Here is a 19,187-nt window from a genome sequence, read left to right on the forward strand (position 1 = left end):
GGAAAGCGACGGCTGGACGGCCGGATCAGGCAGTTGTCGGCGTCAGCCGGAATTGCGCGAAATGCGTACCTTGACCTCGGCATCGGTGACGCTGTCCAGGGTGACCGCCAGACCGCCGACGTCGGCGGCCTGCTGCCCGACCGTCAGCGACAGTTGCTCACCGGCGACCTCGATGGTCACCACGTCGTCCTGGGCCTCGACGAGCCGCGCCTCGACGCCGAAGATGCTCGCGCGCGCGTCCACCCCCCGGTCGAAGGTCACTGTGCAGGCGTCCAGCCCGCAGTCGGTGCGGGCACCTTCGGAGCTGCATCCCATCAGCAGGGTGGCACCGAGCGCGAGCCCGGCCAACAGACCGGCCGACTTACGGGTGGGGACCCTCCAGGCGAGGGTGCGCCGGCTGCGGCCGGCGGGCGATCGGTTCGTCACCGCCTCAGCGTACGAGACGAAGGCGAACGGCCCCGGCGTGCCGAACCGGCGGTGGAGAATGGGCCGGTGAGCATGCTGGTCGAGGAGAACGCCGCCAAACACCGCTACGAGATCCTGGTCGACGACGCGCTGGCCGGGTTCACCGCATACCTTCCCCGGGGCGAGGCACTGGTGTTCACGCACACCGAGGTGGACCCGGCCTTCCAGAACAGGGGCGTCGGCGGGGCACTGATGCGCGGCACCCTGGACCAGGTCCGCGCCCAGGGGCAGCGGGTGGTCCCGCAGTGTCCGTTCATGCACGCCTACATCGAGCGCCACCCCGAGTACGCGGACCTGGTCACCAGCCCGACGTGACGGCGGTACCCGCCAGCAGCTCGGCCACGGCCCGGCCGGCGGCCCGGGTCGCGCCGTGCGTGGCGACGTGCACCGTGCCGGTCACCAGTGCGGGCACGCCCAACTCCACCACCACGGCGTCGGGCCGGTCCGCCAGCACCCGGTCGACGGCGCTCCGCATCCAGTCGTGCCGGTGCAGATCGCGCACCACCAGCACGAGCGGTCGGCCGACGGCAACCGCGGCCGGGTCGGCCGGCACCTCGCCCCGCGCGTAGCGGGCGCTGGTGGTGCCCGGCACCAGCGTGGTCAGCGGCGCGGCCACTCCCCACGGGGTCTCCGCCCCGATCGCGATGTTGTGCGGCGGCTCGAACTCCACCACGTGCGCCGGCGCGGCCAACGGCAACTCGGCGCCCCCGTCGGCGCGGGTGACCCGGATCGCCCGGCGCGCGGCGACCAGACCGACCGCCGAACCGCCGGCCGTCACCGGGGTACGTCCACCGGACGTGCGGGCGGCCACCGTCCACGCCGCGAGCTGCCCGACCCGTTTCGCCGCCTCGGCCAGCCGCTCCTCCGGCAACTCCCCGGCCACGACCGCGTCCACGATGGCGTCGCGCAGGTGCCGGGCGGTCTCCTCGTCGGCGTGCTCGCCGCCGACACAGATCGCGTCCGCCCCGGCGGCCAGCGCCCGCACCGCCGCCCCGGCGAAGCCGTACCGGCCGGCGACCGCCTCCATCTCCACGGCGTCGGTCACCACCACGCCGTTGAAGCCCATCTCCTCCCGGAGCACACCGCTCAGGATCCGGGTGCTCAGCGTCGCCGGAAGCTCCGGATCCAGCGCCGGCACCAGCAGGTGCCCGGTCATCACCGCCTGCACGCCCGCCTCGACCGCGGCCCGGAACGGGGCCAGCTCGACGGCGTCCAGCCGATCCCGGTCGGCGGCGATCCGGGGCAGGTCGTGATGGGAGTCCACCCGGGTGTCGCCGTGCCCCGGGAAGTGCTTGGCACAGGCGGCCACGCCGCCGGACTGGAGGCCACGTACCCAGGCGGTGGTGTGCCGGGCCACCACCGACGGATCGGCACCGAACGAGCGGACACCGATCACCGGATTGTCCGGATTGGAGTTCACGTCGGCGTCCGGCGCGTAGTCCAGGGTCACGCCCAGCGCGGCGAGTTCGACGCCCAGGTCGCGGGCGACCTCCTCGGTGAGGGCCGGGTCGTCCACCACGCCGAGGGCGAAGTTGCCCGGCCGGGTGCTGCCCCGACCCGACTCGATGCGGGTGACGTCGCCCGCCTCCTCGTCGATCGCCACGATCACGTCCGGCCGCTCCGCGCGCAGCCCGGCGGTGAGCGCCGCCACCTGCTCCGGGTCCACGACGTTGCGGCTGAACAACACCACCGCGCCGAGGCCGTCGCCGAGCCAGCGGCAGACCCACGCGGGCGGTACGGTGCCGACGAACCCGGGCTGCAGGACCGCGGCCGCCAACGCCGCCAGATCCCCGTTCGCTCGCTGACGCTCGCTCATGCCCGCCCTCCGCTGCGCTCCGGGCCGCCATGAGGCACCACCGCACTGCACCGATGATTCGCTCGCTGACGCTCGCTCATGCCGGCACTCCGCTTCGCTGCGTGCCGCCATGAGGCACCACCGCACTGCGTTGAAGATTCGCTCGCTGACGCTCGCTCATGCGGTCGCGTACCCCCGTCATCCTCCGCCGCGGACTCCCCCCCGCCACCCGGCGGTGCAGCAATGGTCACACCGCGCCATCGAATAGTCAATAAACCTTACAGTTGCCTTGGGAGCGCTCTGCCAGCAGAGTGCGGAGATGGACCCGCTGCTGTTGCTCGCCGACGCGACGAGCCCGGCCGACATCCCCGGCGTACGCCTGCTCGGCCTGGTGGTGGGCGGCCTGCTGCTGCTCGTGGCCATCCGGGCGATGTTCCGGCGCTGACCTCGCGACCGGGCGTGACCCGTCCCCGCCGGGGTACCGCCTGGCCTTGGACACCATCACGGCGAGGGCGCACCCATGAAGATCGGCTACTTCCTGTCCACTGAGGAGTACCCACCGGAGCAGTTGCTGGCGCAGGCACAGGCCGCCGAGCGCCTCTTGGCCGGACCTGCGTTTCGGCGCTGGTCCGGCCGGGTACCTGCGGCCTTCGATGAAGCTCACCACGCACTCGATGTCGTTGCGCCGCGCGGCGCGCAGCCTGTTCGGCTGGTCCACCCTGCGCCCCAACCAACTGGCCGCGATGCGCGCGGTGATGCGGCGGCGCGACGCGTTGGTGGTGCTGCCCACCGGCGCCGGCAAGTCGGCGATCTATCAGATACCGGCGAGCCTGATCCCCGGCCCGACCGTGGTGATCTCGCCACTGCTCGCCCTGCAACAGGACCAGATCGCCGCGCTCAACGAGCGGCAGCGGGCGGAGTTGCGGGCGGTCCGGATCAGTTCGGACGAGTCGCCGGCCCAGCAGGCCGAGGCGATCGCCGAGATCCGCGACGGGCGGGCCGAGTTCCTCTTCATCACCCCGGAGCAACTGGCCAACCCGGAACGCCTGGCCGAGGTGCGCGCGTTGAAACCGGCACTGGTCGCGATCGACGAGGCGCACTGCATCTCGGCCTGGGGGCACGACTTCCGTCCGGACTACCTGGCGCTCGGTCAGCTCATCGAGGGCATCGGACGGCCGCCGGTGGTGGCGCTGACCGCCACCGCCTCCCCACCGGTACGCGACGACATCGTGGCCCGGCTGCGGTTGCGCGAGCCCGAGATCGTGGTGTCCGGGCTGGACCGGCCGAACCTCTTCTTCGAGGTGGCGCACTGCCCCACCGAGGACTACCGGTGGCGACGGCTGATCGCGCTACTGCGGGACGACGAGCGGCCGGGCATCATCTACGTACCCACGCGGCGGGCGGCCGAGGAACTCGCCGCCCGGATCACCGACGCCGGCTACCCGGCGCAGTACTACCACGGTGGGATGTCCGCCAGCGCCCGCGCTCGGCTGCACGAGGCGTTCCTCGCCGACCAGGTGCCGATCATGGTGGCCACGTCGGCGTTCGGCATGGGTATCGACAAGCCGAACATCGCCTGGGTGGTGCACATGGCGCTGCCCGACTCGCCGGACAGCTACTTCCAGGAGATCGGCCGGGCCGGACGCGACGGCCAGCCGGCCCGCGTCCTGCTGCTCTGGCAGGCCGAGGACGTGGGGCTGCAACGCTTCTTCAGCGGTGGCCTGCCCGACGCCACCGAGCTGCGGGACCTGGCCGCCCTGCTGCGCCAGGGGCCGACCACCAAGAAGGAGCTGCGCGAGGTGACCGGGCTGGGGCCGCGCAAGCTCGGGCAGTACCTGGCCCTGCTGGAGCAGGTCGGTGCGGCGCAGCCCCGCGCCGGGCAGCGGATCGGCGCGCCGCGCTACTCGCCGACTCCGGTGGAGGCCGCCGAGGCGGCCGTGGCGGAGGCCGAGCGGCAGCAGAACCTGACCCGTTCGCGGACCGACATGATGCGGGCCTTCGCCGAGACCACGGCCTGCCGGGGGCAGACCCTGCTGGCCTACTTCGGCGAGCAGATGACCCAGATCTGCGGGCACTGCGACAACTGCCACGCCGGCACCAGCACCGCCGACGACGGCGCGGTGGGTCCGTTCCCGGTGCACAGCCAGGTGCGGCACCCGGAGTGGGGCGCCGGCCTGGTGCTCAGCTACGAGGACGACCGGATGACGGTGCTCTTCGACGAGGTCGGGTACAAGACGCTGTCGGTCAGCGTGGTGTCCGAACAGGGACTGCTGACGCTGGACTAACCTGAGCCCGCCGCGATGGCGGCGGGGACATACCGGGCCCGGCGCGGCCAGCACGGGTGGCGCGTGACCGGGGACCGGACGACGAACGGGAGAGGCACGGTCGTGATCGAAGAGCCGACGTACACCGCTTTCGGTTTCTCCGACGAGGAGTGGGGGCTGCTGGTCGGCCTGCCGCAGGCGGTGCTCACCGCGGCGAGCGCCGCGGAGTCCGACGGCACCCGGGCGACGATGGCCGAGAGCGCGGCCGGGCTGGAGACCATCTCCACCGGTCGGGAGTCGGCCAGCCCGCTGGTGGCCGCGGTGGCCGGGGAGATCGTGACCCGGGTGGGCGACCCGGAGGCCGGCGAGGAGTTGCCGGTGATCGCGCCGGAGGACCCGCGCACGTACGCCGAGGACGTGCTGGGCCGGGCCAAGGCCGCCGCCGCCCTGCTGGCGGCGAAGGTGGACGAGGGCGAGGCCGGCGCGTACCAGCACTGGCTGGTGGAGATCACCGACCAGGTGGTCGGCGCGGCCACCAGCGGCGGAATCCTCGGGCTCGGGGGCAGCCAGGTCAGCCCCTCGGAGCGACGCTTCCGGGACCGGCTGGCCCAGGTCCTCAACGACTGAGCGACGGCGACGAGAACAGGGGGCGACGTCCGACGGACGTCGCCCCCTTTCGTCGTGCGGATCAGGCGATCCGGCGACGGAACAGCACCGCCGAGAGCAGCACCGCGACCGCCAGCATGCCCAGGCACCAGGCCGCCGCGCGGGCCGGCGCCGAACCGACCGGCAGGTCGAGCAGCAACCCGCGCAGCGACTCGATGACCGGCGTGACGGGCTGGTGCTCGGCGAAGCCGCGCAGCCAGCGGGGCAGCGTCTCGACCGGCACGAAGGCGCTGCTCGGATAGGGCAGGAACATCACCAGGAAGGTGTACCCGCCGGCCGCCTCGGGGGTACGGGCCAGCAGCCCGAACGCCGCCGAGAGCCAGGACACCGCCAGCAGGAACAGCAGCAGCACCCCGGCGGCGGCCAGCCAGCGCAGCGGTTCCACGGCGGGCCGGAACCCGATGGCCACCGCGACGGCCAGCACCAGCACGGTGGAGACCGTGTTGCGCGCGATGCTGGCCATCACGTGACCGCCGATGATCGAGGTCGCGCCGACGTCCATGGTGCGCAGTCGCTCGATCATGCCGTTGGTCATGTCCGTGGTGACGCTCACCGCCGTGCCCGCCGCGCCGAAGCCGGCGCAGAGCAGCAGCACGCCGGGCACCACGTAGGTGACGTACGCCGAGCCGGTGTCGATCGCCCCGCCGAAGAGGTAGACGAACACCAACATCAGCATCACCGGCAGCAGCAGCGAGGTGAGCAACGCGTCGACGTTGCGGCGGGACAGCCGGACGCAGCGGCCGATCATCACCGCCGTCTGCGATCCGCGTACGGCCAGCTCAGACATGGGTCACCTGCTGTCGGGTGGGCACCGGAGTGCCGGTGAGGGTGAGGAAGACGTCGTCGAGGGTCGCCTCGCGGACGGTGAACCGGACCACCCCGTGACGGTCCGGATCGATCTCGTCGAGCAGGGCGCGCACCTGCGGCGCACTACCGTCGGTGGCCACCGACAGGGCAAGCCGGTCCGGGTCCCGGCCGGTGACCCGGTCGCCCAGCAGCCCGGCCGCCTCCCGCAGACCGGCTTCCTCGCGCCAGGTCAGCTCCAGGCGGTGCGCGCCGAAGCGGCGCTTGAGGTCGTCGGCGGTGCCCTCGGCGGCGATCGCTCCGTGGTGCAGCACCGTGATCCGGTCGGCCAGCCGGTCGGCCTCCTCCAGGTACTGCGTGGTGAGCAGCACGGTCACCCCGGTGCGGGCCAGTTCGCCGACGACCTCCCAGAGCCCCTGCCGGCTGCGCACGTCCAGGCCGGTGGTGGGCTCGTCCAGGAAGACCACGGACGGCTGTCCGACCAGGCTGGCGGCGAGGTCCAGGCGGCGGCGCATGCCCCCGGAGTAGGTGATCGCCTGCCGCCCGCCCGCGTCGGTCAGCGCGAAGCGTTCCAGCAGGTCGGTGGCGCGCTTGCGGGCCGCCGGCCCGGACAGCCCGGCGAGCCGGGCCAGCATGGTCAGGTTCTCCAGGCCGGTCTGGGTGTCGTCCAGGGCGGCGTGCTGGCCGGCGAGGCTGATCGTCCGCCGGACCCGCCGCCGGTCGCGCACCACGTCGTGGCCGGCGACCCGGGCGCTGCCCCCGTCGGGTCGGGTCAGCGTGGCCAGGATCCGCACGGTGGTGGTCTTGCCGGCCCCGTTCTGGCCGAGCAGCGCGTGCACGCCGCCGGCCCGGACCCGCATGGTCAGCCCGTCGAGGACGACGAGGTCGCCGAAGGACTTCCTCAGCTCGATCAGCTCGACCGCCGGTGGTCCGTTCGTCATGGGTCACTCTCCGCTTTCTGCGTATGCCGTACGCTTATCTGCGTAGACCATACGCAGAAGCTACGATGAGGGTCAAGCCCGGTCGGTGGAGGTACATGTGAGCGACGGTTCCGACGTCGAACTGCCCGAGAACGTCGCGCTCGCCTGGGGGCTGCGCGAGCGTCCGAGCCGTGGCCCGAAGCGCGGCCTCAGCCTGGAACAGGTGGTGGCCGCCGGGATCCAGGTCGCCCAGTCGGAGGGGCTCGGCGCGGTGTCGATGAGCCGCGTCGCCGGCGAGCTGGGCGCGGCGACGATGTCGCTCTACCGGTACGTGCCGACCAAGCACGACCTGCTCGACCTGATGGTCGACACGGCGTACGGGCCGCCTCCGCCACCACGCGCTCCGGACGAGGGCTGGCGCCCCGCGCTGACCCGCTGGGCCGAGGGGAACCTGACCGCGTTGCGCCGACAGCCGTGGATGCGGCACGTGCCGATCAGCGGCCCCCCGATCAACCCCAACCAGGTCCGCTGGCTGGAGTACGGGCTGACCGCCCTGGCCGGTACCGGCCTGCGCGGCACCGAGCGCGTCTCCACCATCATGCTGGTCAGCGGGTACGCCCGAAGCTGGGCCACCACCACCGCAGACCTGATGGAGGCGGCGGTCCGCAGCGGGCAGACCCCCGACCAGGTGGGCCTGCACTACTGGCAGCACCTGGCCCGGCTCACCGCCGACGGGCCGTACCCGGCGATCCACGAGCTGATCGCCGAGGGCGACGACGAGGACGACTACGCCGACGCCGAGTGGCGCTTCGGGCTCGGCCGGGTGCTGGACGGCGTCGAGGTGATGATCCAGACGCGTACGGCGGGCGGCCGGTGACCGCTCAGGACCGGTCCAGCAGGTCGAGCACGGCACGCTCGGCCTGCTCGCGCCCGGTGTCGCGGGTGACCGGTACCACCACGCCGTCGTGGAACAGGTCGACCACCCGAGGGTCCACGTAGGAGGTACGGGCCACCGTCGGGGTGTTGCCGAGCAGCTCCGCGACCTCGCGCATCACCCCGGCCACCGCCCGCCGTCGCGCGGTGACCGACCTCGGCGTCCCGAGCGCGGCCAACTCGGTGGCCGCCCGGACGGTGGCGTGCCAGGTGCGGAAGTCCTTCGCGGTCATCTCGCCGCCGCTGGCGTCGCGCAGGTAGTCGTTGACCTCGTCGGCCCGCACGTCCCGCCACTGCCGGCCGTCCCAGTAGCCGAACAACCGGTCCGCCGCCCGGCGACGGCGGCGCAGGTGGGTCAGCACCTGGCACAGCTCCGGGTCGGAGACCCGGCGAACCTGCTCGATGCCGCCCTTGGCCGGGAACTCGAAGACCACGCAGCCCTGGCGGGACCGGGCGTGTTCGGGACGCAGGGTGGCCACGCCGAACGTCGGCTCGTCCCCGGCCGCGTACTGGTCGCTGCCGACCCGGAAGGTGCCCATGTCGAGCAGCCGGGTCACGGTGGCCAGCACCCGCTCGCGGCGCAGCCCCCGCCCGGTCAGGTCGAGGCCGACCCGTTCCCGCAGCACCGGCAGTCGGCGGGCCACCTCCAGCACGTGGTCGAACTTCGCCTCGTCCTGCCGCTGCCGCCACAGCGGGTGGTAGAGGTACTGCTTGCGCCCGGCGGCGTCGATCCCGGTGGCCTGGATGTGCCCGTTCGGGTGCGGCGCGATCCACACCTGCCGCCAGGCCGGCGGGATGACCAGCGCCCGCAGCCGGGCCAGATCGTCCGGGTCACGCACCGGGGCGCCGCGCGGGTCGACGAACGACCAGCCCGGACCGCGTCGCCGGCGGCCGTATCCCGGCCGACCCGGATCACTACGCCGCAACCGCACGGTCCGCCCGCACCACCCGTTCCACCTCCTCGACGGCGGCCAGCACCGCGTCGACCCCGACGGCGGTGACCGCCGGATGACCGTCTACCCCGCCCCGGGTCGGGCATGCACCGGCCCAGAGCACCCGGTGCCGTCGTCGCTCCGGCGGCGGCCCCCAGCGGGCGGGCGGGACCGGACCGAAGATCACCACCGACGGGGTGCGGTAGCCGGTGGCCAGATGCGCCACGCCGGTGTCCCCGCTGACCACCAGCCGCGCCCCGGCGACCAGGGCGGCGAGCTGTCCGAGATCGGTCCGCCCGGCCAGCACCGCGTCGGCGGGCAGACCGGCCTCGTCCGCGACCCGTACGGCGGTGGCCCGCTCCCCCGTGCTGCCGGTCAGCACCACCCGGTGCCCCCGGCCGGTCAGGTCCCGGGCGAGAGCGGCGTACCGCCCGGACGGCCAGCGCTTGGCCGGCACCTTGGAGCCGGGATGCAGCACCGTCACGCCGGTCGGCATGGTCCCCGGCAGCGGCCGGCGCAGGTCCAGGTCGGTCCGGTCGGTGGGGATCCCGTACCAGCGCAGCAGCCGGCACCAGCGCGCCACCTCGTGCTCCTCGTCGTCCCACCCGGGCCCGTCGGCGTGCTCCGCCCGCGCGTCGGCGAAGGCGAACAGCCGGTCCGGGCCGGTGGTGGCGAGCAGCCGGTGCGAGCGCGGTCCCCGGCCGTGCAGGTTCACCGCGACCTCCACCGGCCCGCCGGGAGTCCCGAGCCGGTCCAGCCCGTCGGTGGGCAGCAGCCGGTCCACGCCGCCGACCAGCTCGACCAGCGGGCCGAGCCAGGACGGCGCGGCGAGCACCAGTTCGCGGTCCGGGTACGCCGTCCGCAGCGCCCGCAACGCCGGGACCGCCGTGGCGAGGTCACCGACGCCGAGGGCACGCAGGACCAGGATCACGGGTACGAGGTCTCCTGCTCGGCGCAGACCACCATCTCGCGTACCGCGCAGCCGGCCGGTTGGGAGAGCGCGAACATCACGGCGGCGGCGGTGTGGGCCGGGTCGTTGAGGATCGCGTCCGGCCCCGGCCGGTACTGCGCGTCGCGGTCGTCGAAGAAGGCGGTCCGCATGCCGCCCGGCACCAGCAGCGTCACGTTCACCGACCCGGCCAGCTCGGCGGCGAGCGCGCGGGTGAAGCCGACCACGCCGAACTTCGCCGCGCAGTACGCCGTGGCGTCGCTGACCGCCTTGACCCCGAGCGTGGACGCCACCGTGACGACGCTGCCCCGGGCGGCGGTCAGGAACGGCAGCGCGGCCCGGATCACCGCGGCGGTGGCCAGCAGGTCCACCGTGACGATCCGGTCCCAGGTCTCGCCGGGCACGTCGGCCAGCCGGCCGGGCACGTCGACACCGGCGGCGGTGACCACCGCGTCCAGCCCGCCCTCGCGCTCGGCGAGCTGCCGGGTGGCGGCCTCCGCCGCGCGGGTGTCGGCCAGGTCGCACTCGGCCCAGGCCACCCCGTCGCCGGGCGCCTGCCGGTCCAGCACCAGGGGCCGGCCGCCGGAACGAGCGACCGCGGCGACCACCGCCGCGCCCAACCCGCTGGACCCGCCGGTGACCAGCACCGTGCGTCCGGTGCCGGGCGCGCTCATCGGGACACCCCCACGCCGGTACGCGCCGCCGTCGCGGCGATCATCTCGGTGGTGGACCGGCCGTCCAGGTACGGCACCACCACCGTGTGGCCGCCCCAGCGGCGCAGGATCTCGGCCTCGGGCAGGCAGTCACCGTCCCCGCCGCCGGTGGCGTAGTCCCCGCCCTTGACCCAGATGTCCGGGCGCAGCCAGGACAGCGCCGCCGCCGGAGTCGACTCGTCGAAGATCATCACCGCGTCCACGCAGCTCAACGCCGCCAACAGGCGACTTCGGTCGTCCTGCCGCACGACCGGCCGGTCCGGTCCCTTGAGTCCGGTGACGCTGGCGTCGGAGTTGAGGCACACCACCAGGCAGTCGCCGAGTTGCCGGGCGGCCTGGAGGGTCGCCACGTGACCGGCGTGCAACAGGTCGAAACAGCCGCCGGTCGCCACCACCGTCCCCCCGGCGGCACGGACCCGGGCCACCGCGGCGGCGGCTGCCGCCACCCCGACCCGGTCACCGGCCACCGCCGTGTGCACCGCCTGCGGCGCCCGCCGCACCGGCAACGGCAACGCGGTGGCCACTCCGCCGTCCGCCACGTACGCCGACGCCTCGGTCACCGCCTCCTGCACCGCCTCCGACAGCAGCGCGCCCCGGCCCAGCGCCAGGCCGGCGGCGACCGCGAACCGGTCCCCCGCGCCACAGGTGTCGCCCTCGGCGGCCACCGGCGTCGGCACCACCAGCGGGGTCGACCCGGCGTGGCTGAGCAACGCGCCGTCGGCACCCAACGTCACCGCCACCGCGCCCGCCCGCCAGCGTTGCCGCAGGCGCTCCGCGCCGTCGGCGGCGGTGGCCAGCCGGGTGGCGGCGGCCGGCGCCTCCACCAACTCCTGCACCTCCGACTCGTTCGGCGTGACCAGGTGCACCCCGGGCACCGCCGCCGGCCCGCGCGGATGCGGGTCCCAGACCACCGGTGCCCGGGTCGCCGCCAGGGCCGCCCGCAGCGCGGGCTGCCGCGCCACCCCCCGGCCGTAGTCGCTGACCAGCACCACCGACGCCCGCTCGATGACGCGCAGGACCGCCTCGGCGGGTTCGCCCGGCGTCTCGGCACCGCCGCCCCGGTCGTGGCGCAGCAACACCCGCCCACCGGCCCGCAGCCGGATCTTCTCCGGAGTGGACCCGGCCAGCCGCAACGGGTACACCTGCACCCCGGCGGCGGCCAGCAGCACCCCCAGCCGGGCCCCACCGGCGTCGTCGGCCAGCGCGGTGACCAGCACCACCTCGGCGCCCTGTGCGGCGGCGAAGACGGCGGCGAGCCCGGCCCCGCCGGGCCGGTCCACGTGCGCGGTCTCGTCCAGCACCGGGACCGGCGAGTCCGGACAGAGCCGGTTCACCACGCCCTCCACGTCCCGGTCGAGCAGGGTGTCGCCGACCACCACCACGGGTCCCCTCACGCTTGCCTCCTCACGCCTCGACCGGTCGGCCGGCCCCACCGTCCAGCACCACCTCGACCCCGGCGCGGACCGGACCGGCCGCCGGTGCCTCCGACGCCGCCGGCACCACCGGCTCCACGTACGCCACCGCCGGCTGCTCGACCATCGCCCGCTCCACGTACTCGCAGAGCAGGTGACTGGAGACCAGATGCAGCTCCTGCACGACCTGGGAGTCCGGGCAGTCCACTGCGAGCGCCTCGTGAACGGCGTCGGCCAGCGGGTTCGGCGCCGGGCCGGTGAACGCCCAGCACCGCAGCCCGGCCTGGCGACCCGCCCGCGCGGCGGCCAGCAGGTTCGTGCTGCCACCGCTGGTGGAGAGCAGCAGCAGGACGTCGTCGGGGCGACCGTGCGCGCGGACCTGCCGGGCGAAGACCTCGTCGTAGCCGTAGTCGTTGCCGATCGCGGTCAGCGCCGAGGTCTCGGCGTGCAGGGCGATGGCGGACAGCGGCTGCCGGTCCTCGCGCAGCTTGCCGACCAGCTCGGCGGTGAGGTGCTGCGCCTCGGCGGCGCTGCCGCCGTTGCCGGCCACCAGCAACCGGCCCCCGGCGGTCAGGTGCTGCGCCAGGACGGCCCCCCACCGGGCCAGCAGCGGCTCGCACCGCCGGTACGGCGCCAGCGCGGCGGCCAGGTGTGCCAGGTGCGTCTCCAGCGGGTTGCGCCCCGGCATCAGGCCACCACCCGGGTCGGCCGGTGCACGGCGGCCACCTCGGCGTAGACCTCGGCGAGTCGTTCCGCGGTGACCGTCCACGAGTAGTGCTGCCGCGCGCGCGCCCGCGCCGCGCCCGCGTACGCGAACCGGCGGATCCGGTCGTCGAGCAGCCCGGCCAGCGCCTCGCCCAACGCCCTCGGGTCCCGGGCCGGCACCAGGTCCCCGGTCACCCCGTCGACCACGGTGTCCCGCAACCCGCCCACGGCGGTCGCCACCACCGGCACGCCGCAGGCCATCGCCTCCAGCGGGGTCAGGCCGAACGGCTCGTACCAGGGGGCGGCGACCAGGATGTCCGCCGACCGGTACCAGCGGCCCATCTCCTCGCGCGGCACCGCGCCGACCAGCCGGACCCGGTCGGCCACCCCGCAGCTTCGGGCCAACGCGCGCAGCCGCCGGGCGTACGGGTCGGTCTCCAGCAGCCCGGCGGGCGGGCCGCCGACCACCACGCACTCGGCCTCCGGCACGTGCGCCATGGCGCGGACCACGGTCTGGAAGCCCTTGCGTTCCACCAGTCGCCCGACGGTGAGGATCCGGGCCCGTCCCGGTCGCCGTTCGGCGGCCGGGCCGAGCGGGGCGAACGTGCCCAGGTTCACCCCGGACGGCACGACCGTCATCGCCGAGCGGGGCACCCCCATCCGGACCAGTTCGCCGACCTCGTCGCGGCACTGCGCGATCACGCGGTCCACCGACCGGCCGAGTTGGAGTTCGTAGCCGATCCGCCGGGCCGGGCTGGTGTCCTGGACGCCCTGGTGCCGGCGCTTGACCGTGCCGAGCGCGTGGTACGTCTGCACCACCGGCACGCCGACCTGTCGACCGGCCTGCACCGCCGCCAGCCCGCTCATCCAGAAGTGCGCGTGGACCACCTCGGGCGTCCAGTCGCCGCGCCAACGCTCCACCAGCCAGGCACCGAACGTCCGCATGTGCGGCAGCAGCGCGTCCTTGGCCACCGGCTCGGCCGGTCCGGCGGGTACGTGCACCACGTCGTAGCCGTCCGGGCTGCGCACGGTCACCGGCAGGTCCACCGCGTCCCGCCGGGTGTAGACGCGGACGTCGTGCCCGGCCGCGGCGAGCGCGGCGGAGAGTTCCGCGACGTGCGTGTTCTGGCCGCCGGCGTCCTCCCCGCCCAGGATGGCGAGCGGGCTGGCGTGCTCCGAGATCATCGCTATCCGCATACTTCCTCCTCCAGCAGCCGGTCCCAGTCGGCGAGGAAACGGTCGAGGCCGTAGCGTTGCCGGGCGGCGGCCCGGGCCGCCTGCCCCGCCTGCCGGGCCTGCTGCGGCTCGGCGACGAACCGGGCGGCGGCCGCCAGCAGCGTCTCGACGCGGGTGTCCAGGGCACCGGCGTCCGGCGGCACGGCCATCACCGCCTCGGTGCTGGCCAGCGCCACCACCGGCATCCCGATGCTCATCGCCTCGATCAGGCTCAGCCCGAGCGAGGTCCACCGGCACAGGTGCAGGTACGCCCGGCGGCGCGCCAGTTCGGCGTGCATCCGGTGCTGCGGGACGTCGTCGTGGCTGGTGAGGCGGTCGGCGGGCAGGCCGAGGTGCTCGGCGAGCCCGGCCACCTTCAGGCCGAAGACGTCCAGCGGGGCGATCTCGGCGAACCGGGGCAGCAGGTCGGTGCCGGTGACCCGCCACCGGCGTACCGGTTCGTTGATCACCACGGCCAGCCGGTCCAGTTCGCCGGTGTACTCCACGACCGGCGGCACGATGCCGTGGTCGACGACCGTGGTCCGGGTCCTGCCGGTGTCCCAGAACAGCTCGTTGAAGGCGGTCACGTGGGCGACGAGCAGGTCGTCGCGGTCGGCCATCGGGTGGCGGCTGTGCGGCACGTCCCCGTCCTTCGGGGTGTTGTGCTCGACGTAGATCGCCGGAACGTCCCGGCCGGGCCGGCGGCCCAGCCACCGCTGGGCCAGCTCCAACTCCTCGGGGCGTTGCAGGAGGACCACGTCGACGTCGGTGTCGCGCAACTGTTCCGGGCTCACCTCGGCGGCGCTCTCCGGCCAGGTGTACGTGCGGGCCCGGCCCAGCCCGTACGGCCCCCGGTCCGGGGTGGCCGGGACCAGGTAGCGGTGTTTGCCGTGCACGAACGACGTGGTCCACGAGCCGTGCACGTGCCAGAGCAGGATGTTCATCGGCCGCCTCCGGTGGACACCGCCGTACGGGACACCGCCGGGCGGGTGGGCACCCGGTCCGGCGGTACGCCGAGCAGCCGGAGCGCGTCGACGACCGCGCCCGGGGAGATCCCGCTGAGGCAGGGGTGACCGGGCACCGGGCAGCGTGCGGCGCGGGTGTCGCGGCATCCGGCGGCGGCGTCGCCGAGGCGTACCGTCGGCACCCGCCAGGGACCCCACTGTCCGAACGGGACGGTGGGGGCGAACAGGCTGACCACCGGCACCCCGGAGGCGGCGGCCAGGTGCGCCGGGCCGGTGTTGCCGACCACCAGCGCGCCGGCACCGGCCACCACGGCGGCCAGTTCGGCGAGCCCGGTCCGGCCGCCGAGGTCGCGGGCGTACCGGCCGGCGACCCGGGCGGTCAGCTCGCGTTCCTGCGGGCCGCCGGTGACCACCACCCGGTGACCGGCGGCGGCCAGCTCCCGGGCGATCCGCTCGGCCAGTTCCGGCGGGCAGCCGCGCGCGGGCGCGTCCGAACCCGGGTGCAGCACCACGTATCCCGGCTCGCCGGCCTCCGGCGGCGGTGCGAGTCCCGGACGCAACCGCAGGCGCGGCTCGTCGTGGACGGGCAGCGCGTACCCGGCGGCGGCGGCCAGCGACAGCGCGCGTTCGGCCTCCGGCACACCGGCCGGCACCCGGTGCCGGACGTCCAGCAGGCTTCCCGGGTAGTCGTCGCTGATCGCGGAGATCCGCCGGACACCGGCCATCCGCAGCAGCAGGGCCAGCGGCAACGGCGACTGGTGGAACGAGGTGAAGACGACCGCCTCGTCGGCGTCGACGGCCGCCAGGCGCGCGGTCAGCGCGGCCATCTCGGCCGGGGCGACGGGTCCGGGCTCGGGGTCGATCCACGGCAGCCGGTGCTCCACGATCTCGTCGACGCCGGGCAGCAGCTCGGCGGCGGCCCGGCCACGCGGGCCGCAGAGCAGCACCACCCGGTCGGCCCCGGCGGCCACCGCCCGGATACCGGGGCCGGTGACCAGCACGTCCCCGACCGAGTCGGAGCGCACCACCAGCACCGTGCGGCCCGGTCCCGCGTCGGGCGGGAACGGCGGCGTCGGGCGTAGCGCCTGCTGGCGACGCAGGATCTCGTCCACCGCCGACGGCAGGTCGGCGGCGAGCCAGCCGGCAGCCGCGACCTCCTCGGGCCGGGTGACCGGGGTGGGCACCAGGATGCCCGCCGCACCGGCGGCCAGCGCCGCCGTGACGTCCCGGCCGATGTCGCCGACCATGACGCAGCGCGCGGGTACGGTGCCGAGCGCCCGGGCGGCGGCGTGCACCAGCCCGGGTGCGGGTTTGCGGCAGGCACAGCCGTCCCCGTCGTCGTGCGGGCACACCTGCCACGAGTCGAAGGGGCCGAGCAGGGCCTCGACGCGACGGTGCACCCGGTGCAGGTCCGCCTCGGTGAACAGGCCCCGGGCCAGCCCGGACTGGTTGGTGACCACGGCGAGCCGCAGACCGGCCGCGCGCAACCGGTCCAGCGCGGCCCGCGCACCCGGCATCGGGCGCACCTTGTCCGGGTCGCCGTTGTACGGCACGTCCTCGACCAGGGTGCCGTCGCGGTCCAGCAGCACCGCGTCGAACAGGGCGGGACCGGCCCGGTCGACGCCGGTCAGCACCCCGGCTGACCTGCGCTGATCCGGCTCCCCACGGTCCTGTCGCACGGGCGGCGGGTTCCCTGCGCCCCGAGGAGTAAACGTCGATCGGGGCGTGGCCGGCGGGTGTCCCGCACCGACCGACGCACCGCCGCTCGCGGGTGGCCTTACCCACGGCCCCCGAGAAGCTAACCCGTGCTGCCGTTAGCCGGGCCACCCACCTGGGTACGGCCTGTTCGTGGCGATCGTGGAGCGAGTCGCCCGTCGGCAGAAGCCACCGGACTGACCTGGGCAGGGGGAGCCGATTCCCCCTGCAACGGACAAGTGGCTACGCTCACGGGGAAGCCTGTCCGCAGACCGAGGATGTCCTCCATGATCGAACCCGTCCAGTTACCCACGCCGTGGGGGGACGCGCGCCTGACCGTCGTGGTACCTACCTACAACGAGGCGGGCAACCTGCCACTGCTGGTCGAGCGCCTGCTCGCCCTGCCGTTGCCGGGCCTGAAGGTGCTGGTCGCGGACGACAACTCCCCGGACGGCACCGGCGAGGTGGCGGACAAGCTGGCCATCGAGCACCCGGAGCGGATCGAGGTCGTGCACCGGCCGGGCAAGGAGGGTCTCGGCCGGGCGTACGTGGACGGGATCAGCCGAGCCCTCGACGGCGGGGCCGAGTACGTGGCCCAGATGGACGCCGACCTGTCCCACCCGCCGGAAGCCCTGCCGGGGATGCTCGGCGCACTGCTGTCCACCCAGGCGGGTGTGGTGATCGGCTCCCGGTACGTGCCCGGTGGCGAGCTGGACGAGAACTGGCCGCTGTACCGGCGGGCGCTCAGCGGCTGGGCCAACCTGTACGTGCACACGCTGCTGCGGGTCCGCATCCGGGACCTCACCGCCGGATTCAAGATCTGGCGGGCCGACGCGCTGCGCGACATCGGGCTGGAGCGGGTGCAGTCCAACGGCTACAGCTTCCAGGTGGAGATGCACTACCTCGCCACGAAGCTCGGGCACACCATCCTGGAGGTGCCGATCCGCTTCGAGGAACGGCGCGACGGCGACTCGAAGATGACCACCGCCACCAAGATCGAGAGCGCGTTGATGCCGTTCAAGCTGCGTACCCGGCATCGCGGCATCGAGCGCTGAGCCACCGCGCCGCGACCGACCGCGTCAGCGGTACACGGCCCGGTGTGCGGTGTCCACGGCCCGGCGGTAGACACCACCGGTGAGCATCCGGTCCCGGGCCAGCGCGGCCCGGGCCGCGTTCGCCCCCGGCGCCCCGTGCACCCCGCCGCCGGGATGCGCCGACGCGCTGGCCAGGAAGAGCCGGTCGACCGGGGTGTCCGCGCGGCCCAGTCCGGGCACCGGGCGTAGGAACAGTTGCTGATAGGGCGCGGCGGTGCCACCACCGAGGGCACCGCCGACCAGACTCGGGTTGGCCTCCTCCAGATCGGCCGGCCCGAACACGTGCCGGCCCACCACCAGACTCCGGAAGCCGGGCGCGGCGGCCTCCAGCACCGCCTCCATCCGCTCGACGTGACCGATCACGTCCTCGCTGCGCCAGTGCCGGCGGAACGGCAGGTGCGTGTACGACCAGAGCGACTCGGTGCCCGGCGGGGAGTGGCTGGGGTCGGCCACCGTCATCTGCCCGGCCAGCAGAAACGGGTCGCGGGGCAGCTCACCTCGGGCGAGCGTGGCGGCGTAACCGGTCAGCCCGCCGAGATCCGCCCCAAGGTGCACGGTGCCGACGGTGGCCAGCCGAGAATTGGTCCACGGCACCGGGCCAGACAGCGCCCAGTCCACCTTCAGTGTCGAACCGTCCCAGCGGAAGTGCTCCAGGTCCGCCACCAGCCTCGGCGGCAGCGCCGCCGCGCCGACCAGGTCCAGATAGAGCGCGGGTGCGGGCACGTCGGCCAGCACCGCCCGGCGGGCCCGGTACAACCCGCCGTCGGCGGTGCGTACGCCCATCGCCCGGCCCCGGGCCACCAGGACACGGTCCACCCGGGCGTCGTGCCGGATTCGGCCGCCCCGCTCGGTCAGCCGGGCCACCAGCGCGTCGGTGATCTTCTGCGCCCCGCCGGTCGGCACCGGCCAGCCGACCTGCTGGCCGAGCATGACCAGCAGCCAGCCGTACACGCCGGAGCCGGCGTCCTCGGTGGACAGATCGGTGTGCAACGCGCAGCCCGCCATCAGCGCCGGCCCGCCGGGACCGGCGAACAGCTCCTCGCCGAGGCGGCGCACCGGCAGGACCATCCGCCGGGCCAGTCGCAACGCGCCACCGGTACGCAGCCGACGCAGCACGTCCAGACCGGGACGGACCGGCGGGAACGGGGTGGTGATCAGGTCCAGCATCGGGTCGGCGATGTGCTGCCACTCGGCGTACGCGGCCAGCCAACGCTCGCCGTCGCCGGGCGCGAACTCCTCCAGCGACGCCGCCGTGACCTCGGGGTCGCGGTTGAGCAGGGCGGCCCGGTCGTCCGGGAAGAGGTGGGCCAGCACGTCCGGGGCGTGCCGCCAGGCCAGTCCGTACCGGGTCAGGTCGAGCCCGCGCAGCACCGGGGAGGCGTAGCCCAACGGATAGAAGGAGCTGTAGAGGTCGCTCAGGTAGCCGGGGGCGGTCACCTCGGCCGAGCGCACCGCGCCACCCGGCGCACCGGTCGCCTCCAGCACCAGCACGTCCCAGCCCGCGTCGGCGAGCAGGTTCGCGGCGACCAGACCGTTGTGGCCGGCGCCGACGACCACCGCGTCGGCCGTTTCGGTGCCGAGAGAACCGGACGGCATCATCCACCGACGCTACCCGGGCGCAACCGGGCGAAACGTTTGCCCGGCGACCATCCGGGCATGC

Annotated in this window: 19 protein-coding genes; 6 read left to right on the forward strand and 13 right to left on the reverse strand. The window is 74.5% G+C overall.

The features are described 5' to 3' along the window. Positions 1-42: 42 nt before the first annotated feature. Positions 43-426: a hypothetical protein gene (locus tag ABT008_RS09505; protein ID WP_350695118.1), complete on the reverse strand. Its 384-nt coding sequence runs from the start codon at positions 424-426 to the stop codon at positions 43-45. A 72-nt stretch (positions 427-498) separates the two neighbouring features. Here ABT008_RS09505 and ABT008_RS09510 point away from each other — a divergent pair, with 72 nt between their 5' ends. Then, a complete protein-coding gene (locus ABT008_RS09510) occupies positions 499-780 on the forward strand; it encodes a GNAT family N-acetyltransferase (RefSeq protein ID WP_350695586.1) in 282 nt (93 codons plus the stop codon). Here the strand turns inward: ABT008_RS09510 and ABT008_RS09515 are convergent. Further along, positions 764-2,281 carry a glycoside hydrolase family 3 protein gene (locus ABT008_RS09515; RefSeq protein WP_350695120.1) on the reverse strand — a complete coding sequence of 506 codons (1,518 nt, stop codon included), beginning with the start codon at positions 2,279-2,281 and terminating at the stop codon, positions 764-766. The two genes, ABT008_RS09510 and ABT008_RS09515, sit on opposite strands and share 17 nt — an antisense overlap. A gap of 298 nt (positions 2,282-2,579) precedes the next feature. On the opposite strand from ABT008_RS09515, the gene ABT008_RS09520 reads away from it, so the two are divergent. From ABT008_RS09520 to ABT008_RS09530, 3 genes are all read left to right on the forward strand, one after another. After that, on the forward strand, positions 2,580-2,705 hold the full coding sequence (locus ABT008_RS09520) for a hypothetical protein (protein WP_350695121.1): 126 nt from the start codon (positions 2,580-2,582) through the stop codon (positions 2,703-2,705). Between the two features lie 208 nt (positions 2,706-2,913). Further along, on the forward strand, positions 2,914-4,545 hold the full coding sequence (locus ABT008_RS09525) for a RecQ family ATP-dependent DNA helicase (RefSeq protein WP_350695122.1): 1,632 nt from the start codon (positions 2,914-2,916) through the stop codon (positions 4,543-4,545). Positions 4,546-4,647: 102 nt separating this feature from the next. After that, positions 4,648-5,151, forward strand: a complete 504-nt coding sequence (locus ABT008_RS09530) for a hypothetical protein (protein WP_350695124.1) — start codon at positions 4,648-4,650, stop codon at positions 5,149-5,151. A 61-nt stretch (positions 5,152-5,212) separates the two neighbouring features. Here ABT008_RS09530 and ABT008_RS09535 read toward each other — a convergent pair whose 3' ends face one another. Both ABT008_RS09535 and ABT008_RS09540 read right to left on the reverse strand, forming a co-directional pair. Next, positions 5,213-5,977, reverse strand: a complete 765-nt coding sequence (locus ABT008_RS09535) for an ABC transporter permease (protein WP_350695126.1) — start codon at positions 5,975-5,977, stop codon at positions 5,213-5,215. Next, on the reverse strand, positions 5,970-6,935 hold the full coding sequence (locus tag ABT008_RS09540; RefSeq protein WP_350695127.1) for an ATP-binding cassette domain-containing protein: 966 nt from the start codon (positions 6,933-6,935) through the stop codon (positions 5,970-5,972). Before ABT008_RS09540 ends, ABT008_RS09535 begins: the two co-directional genes overlap by 8 nt. Before the next feature lie 97 nt (positions 6,936-7,032). On the opposite strand from ABT008_RS09540, the gene ABT008_RS09545 reads away from it, so the two are divergent. Further along, a complete protein-coding gene (locus ABT008_RS09545; RefSeq protein ID WP_350695129.1) occupies positions 7,033-7,791 on the forward strand; it encodes a TetR/AcrR family transcriptional regulator in 759 nt (252 codons plus the stop codon). Positions 7,792-7,795: 4 nt separating this feature from the next. On the opposite strand, the gene ABT008_RS09550 is transcribed toward ABT008_RS09545, so the two are convergent. Genes ABT008_RS09550 through ABT008_RS09585 form a run of 8 tightly spaced genes read right to left on the reverse strand, consistent with a single transcriptional unit; the run spans position 7,796 to position 16,372 of the window. Further along, positions 7,796-8,779, reverse strand: a complete 984-nt coding sequence (locus ABT008_RS09550; RefSeq protein ID WP_350695131.1) for a DNA topoisomerase IB — start codon at positions 8,777-8,779, stop codon at positions 7,796-7,798. Beyond that, positions 8,763-9,710 (reverse strand): glycosyltransferase family 9 protein, encoded by a 948-nt coding sequence (locus tag ABT008_RS09555; RefSeq protein ID WP_350695133.1) that lies wholly within the window; start codon positions 9,708-9,710, stop codon positions 8,763-8,765. The genes ABT008_RS09550 and ABT008_RS09555 overlap by 17 nt, the downstream gene beginning before the upstream one ends. Beyond that, complete coding sequence (locus ABT008_RS09560; protein WP_350695135.1) at positions 9,707-10,402, reverse strand: SDR family oxidoreductase; 696 nt, start codon at positions 10,400-10,402, stop codon at positions 9,707-9,709. The genes ABT008_RS09555 and ABT008_RS09560 overlap by 4 nt, the downstream gene beginning before the upstream one ends. Next, a complete protein-coding gene (locus ABT008_RS09565) occupies positions 10,399-11,835 on the reverse strand; it encodes a PfkB family carbohydrate kinase (protein WP_350695137.1) in 1,437 nt (478 codons plus the stop codon). The genes ABT008_RS09560 and ABT008_RS09565 overlap by 4 nt, the downstream gene beginning before the upstream one ends. A gap of 10 nt (positions 11,836-11,845) precedes the next feature. Then, entirely contained in the window at positions 11,846-12,541 is a 696-nt protein-coding gene (locus ABT008_RS09570; RefSeq protein ID WP_502890381.1) for a D-sedoheptulose-7-phosphate isomerase, read from the reverse strand. Beyond that, positions 12,541-13,755 carry a glycosyltransferase gene (locus ABT008_RS09575; protein ID WP_350695139.1) on the reverse strand — a complete coding sequence of 405 codons (1,215 nt, stop codon included), beginning with the start codon at positions 13,753-13,755 and terminating at the stop codon, positions 12,541-12,543. The genes ABT008_RS09570 and ABT008_RS09575 overlap by 1 nt, the downstream gene beginning before the upstream one ends. Continuing rightward, positions 13,746-14,717, reverse strand: a complete 972-nt coding sequence (locus tag ABT008_RS09580) for a glycosyltransferase family protein (RefSeq protein WP_350695140.1) — start codon at positions 14,715-14,717, stop codon at positions 13,746-13,748. Before ABT008_RS09580 ends, ABT008_RS09575 begins: the two co-directional genes overlap by 10 nt. Beyond that, positions 14,714-16,372 carry an HAD-IIIA family hydrolase gene (locus tag ABT008_RS09585; protein ID WP_502890394.1) on the reverse strand — a complete coding sequence of 553 codons (1,659 nt, stop codon included), beginning with the start codon at positions 16,370-16,372 and terminating at the stop codon, positions 14,714-14,716. The genes ABT008_RS09580 and ABT008_RS09585 overlap by 4 nt, the downstream gene beginning before the upstream one ends. A gap of 348 nt (positions 16,373-16,720) precedes the next feature. Between ABT008_RS09585 and ABT008_RS09590 the strand changes: the two genes are divergently transcribed. After that, complete coding sequence (locus ABT008_RS09590) at positions 16,721-17,488, forward strand: polyprenol monophosphomannose synthase (RefSeq protein WP_350695142.1); 768 nt, start codon at positions 16,721-16,723, stop codon at positions 17,486-17,488. Positions 17,489-17,512: 24 nt separating this feature from the next. On the opposite strand, the gene ABT008_RS09595 is transcribed toward ABT008_RS09590, so the two are convergent. Continuing rightward, positions 17,513-19,123, reverse strand: a complete 1,611-nt coding sequence (locus tag ABT008_RS09595) for a phytoene desaturase family protein (protein WP_350695591.1) — start codon at positions 19,121-19,123, stop codon at positions 17,513-17,515. Positions 19,124-19,187: the final 64 nt, after the last annotated feature.

This window comes from Micromonospora sp. NPDC002389, assembly GCF_040296095.1.
Lineage (GTDB): Bacteria > Actinomycetota > Actinomycetes > Mycobacteriales > Micromonosporaceae > Micromonospora.

What these genes read in the sequence shown, in the direction of transcription:
- ABT008_RS09535 (WP_350695126.1), bottom strand. Translation starts at nt 5,977, where the DNA reads ATGTCTGAGCTGGCCGTACGCGGATCGCAGACGGCGGTGATGATCGGC.
- ABT008_RS09575 (WP_350695139.1), bottom strand. Translation starts at nt 13,755, where the DNA reads ATGCGGATAGCGATGATCTCGGAGCACGCCAGCCCGCTCGCCATCCTG.
- ABT008_RS09580 (WP_350695140.1), bottom strand. Translation starts at nt 14,717, where the DNA reads ATGAACATCCTGCTCTGGCACGTGCACGGCTCGTGGACCACGTCGTTC.
- ABT008_RS09520 (WP_350695121.1), top strand. Translation starts at nt 2,580, where the DNA reads ATGGACCCGCTGCTGTTGCTCGCCGACGCGACGAGCCCGGCCGACATC.
- ABT008_RS09515 (WP_350695120.1), bottom strand. Translation starts at nt 2,281, where the DNA reads ATGAGCGAGCGTCAGCGAGCGAACGGGGATCTGGCGGCGTTGGCGGCC.
- ABT008_RS09595 (WP_350695591.1), bottom strand. Translation starts at nt 19,123, where the DNA reads ATGCCGTCCGGTTCTCTCGGCACCGAAACGGCCGACGCGGTGGTCGTC.
- ABT008_RS09540 (WP_350695127.1), bottom strand. Translation starts at nt 6,935, where the DNA reads ATGACGAACGGACCACCGGCGGTCGAGCTGATCGAGCTGAGGAAGTCC.
- ABT008_RS09560 (WP_350695135.1), bottom strand. Translation starts at nt 10,402, where the DNA reads ATGAGCGCGCCCGGCACCGGACGCACGGTGCTGGTCACCGGCGGGTCC.
- ABT008_RS09525 (WP_350695122.1), top strand. Translation starts at nt 2,914, where the DNA reads ATGAAGCTCACCACGCACTCGATGTCGTTGCGCCGCGCGGCGCGCAGC.
- ABT008_RS09510 (WP_350695586.1), top strand. Translation starts at nt 499, where the DNA reads ATGCTGGTCGAGGAGAACGCCGCCAAACACCGCTACGAGATCCTGGTC.
- ABT008_RS09570 (WP_502890381.1), bottom strand. Translation starts at nt 12,541, where the DNA reads ATGCCGGGGCGCAACCCGCTGGAGACGCACCTGGCACACCTGGCCGCC.
- ABT008_RS09590 (WP_350695142.1), top strand. Translation starts at nt 16,721, where the DNA reads ATGATCGAACCCGTCCAGTTACCCACGCCGTGGGGGGACGCGCGCCTG.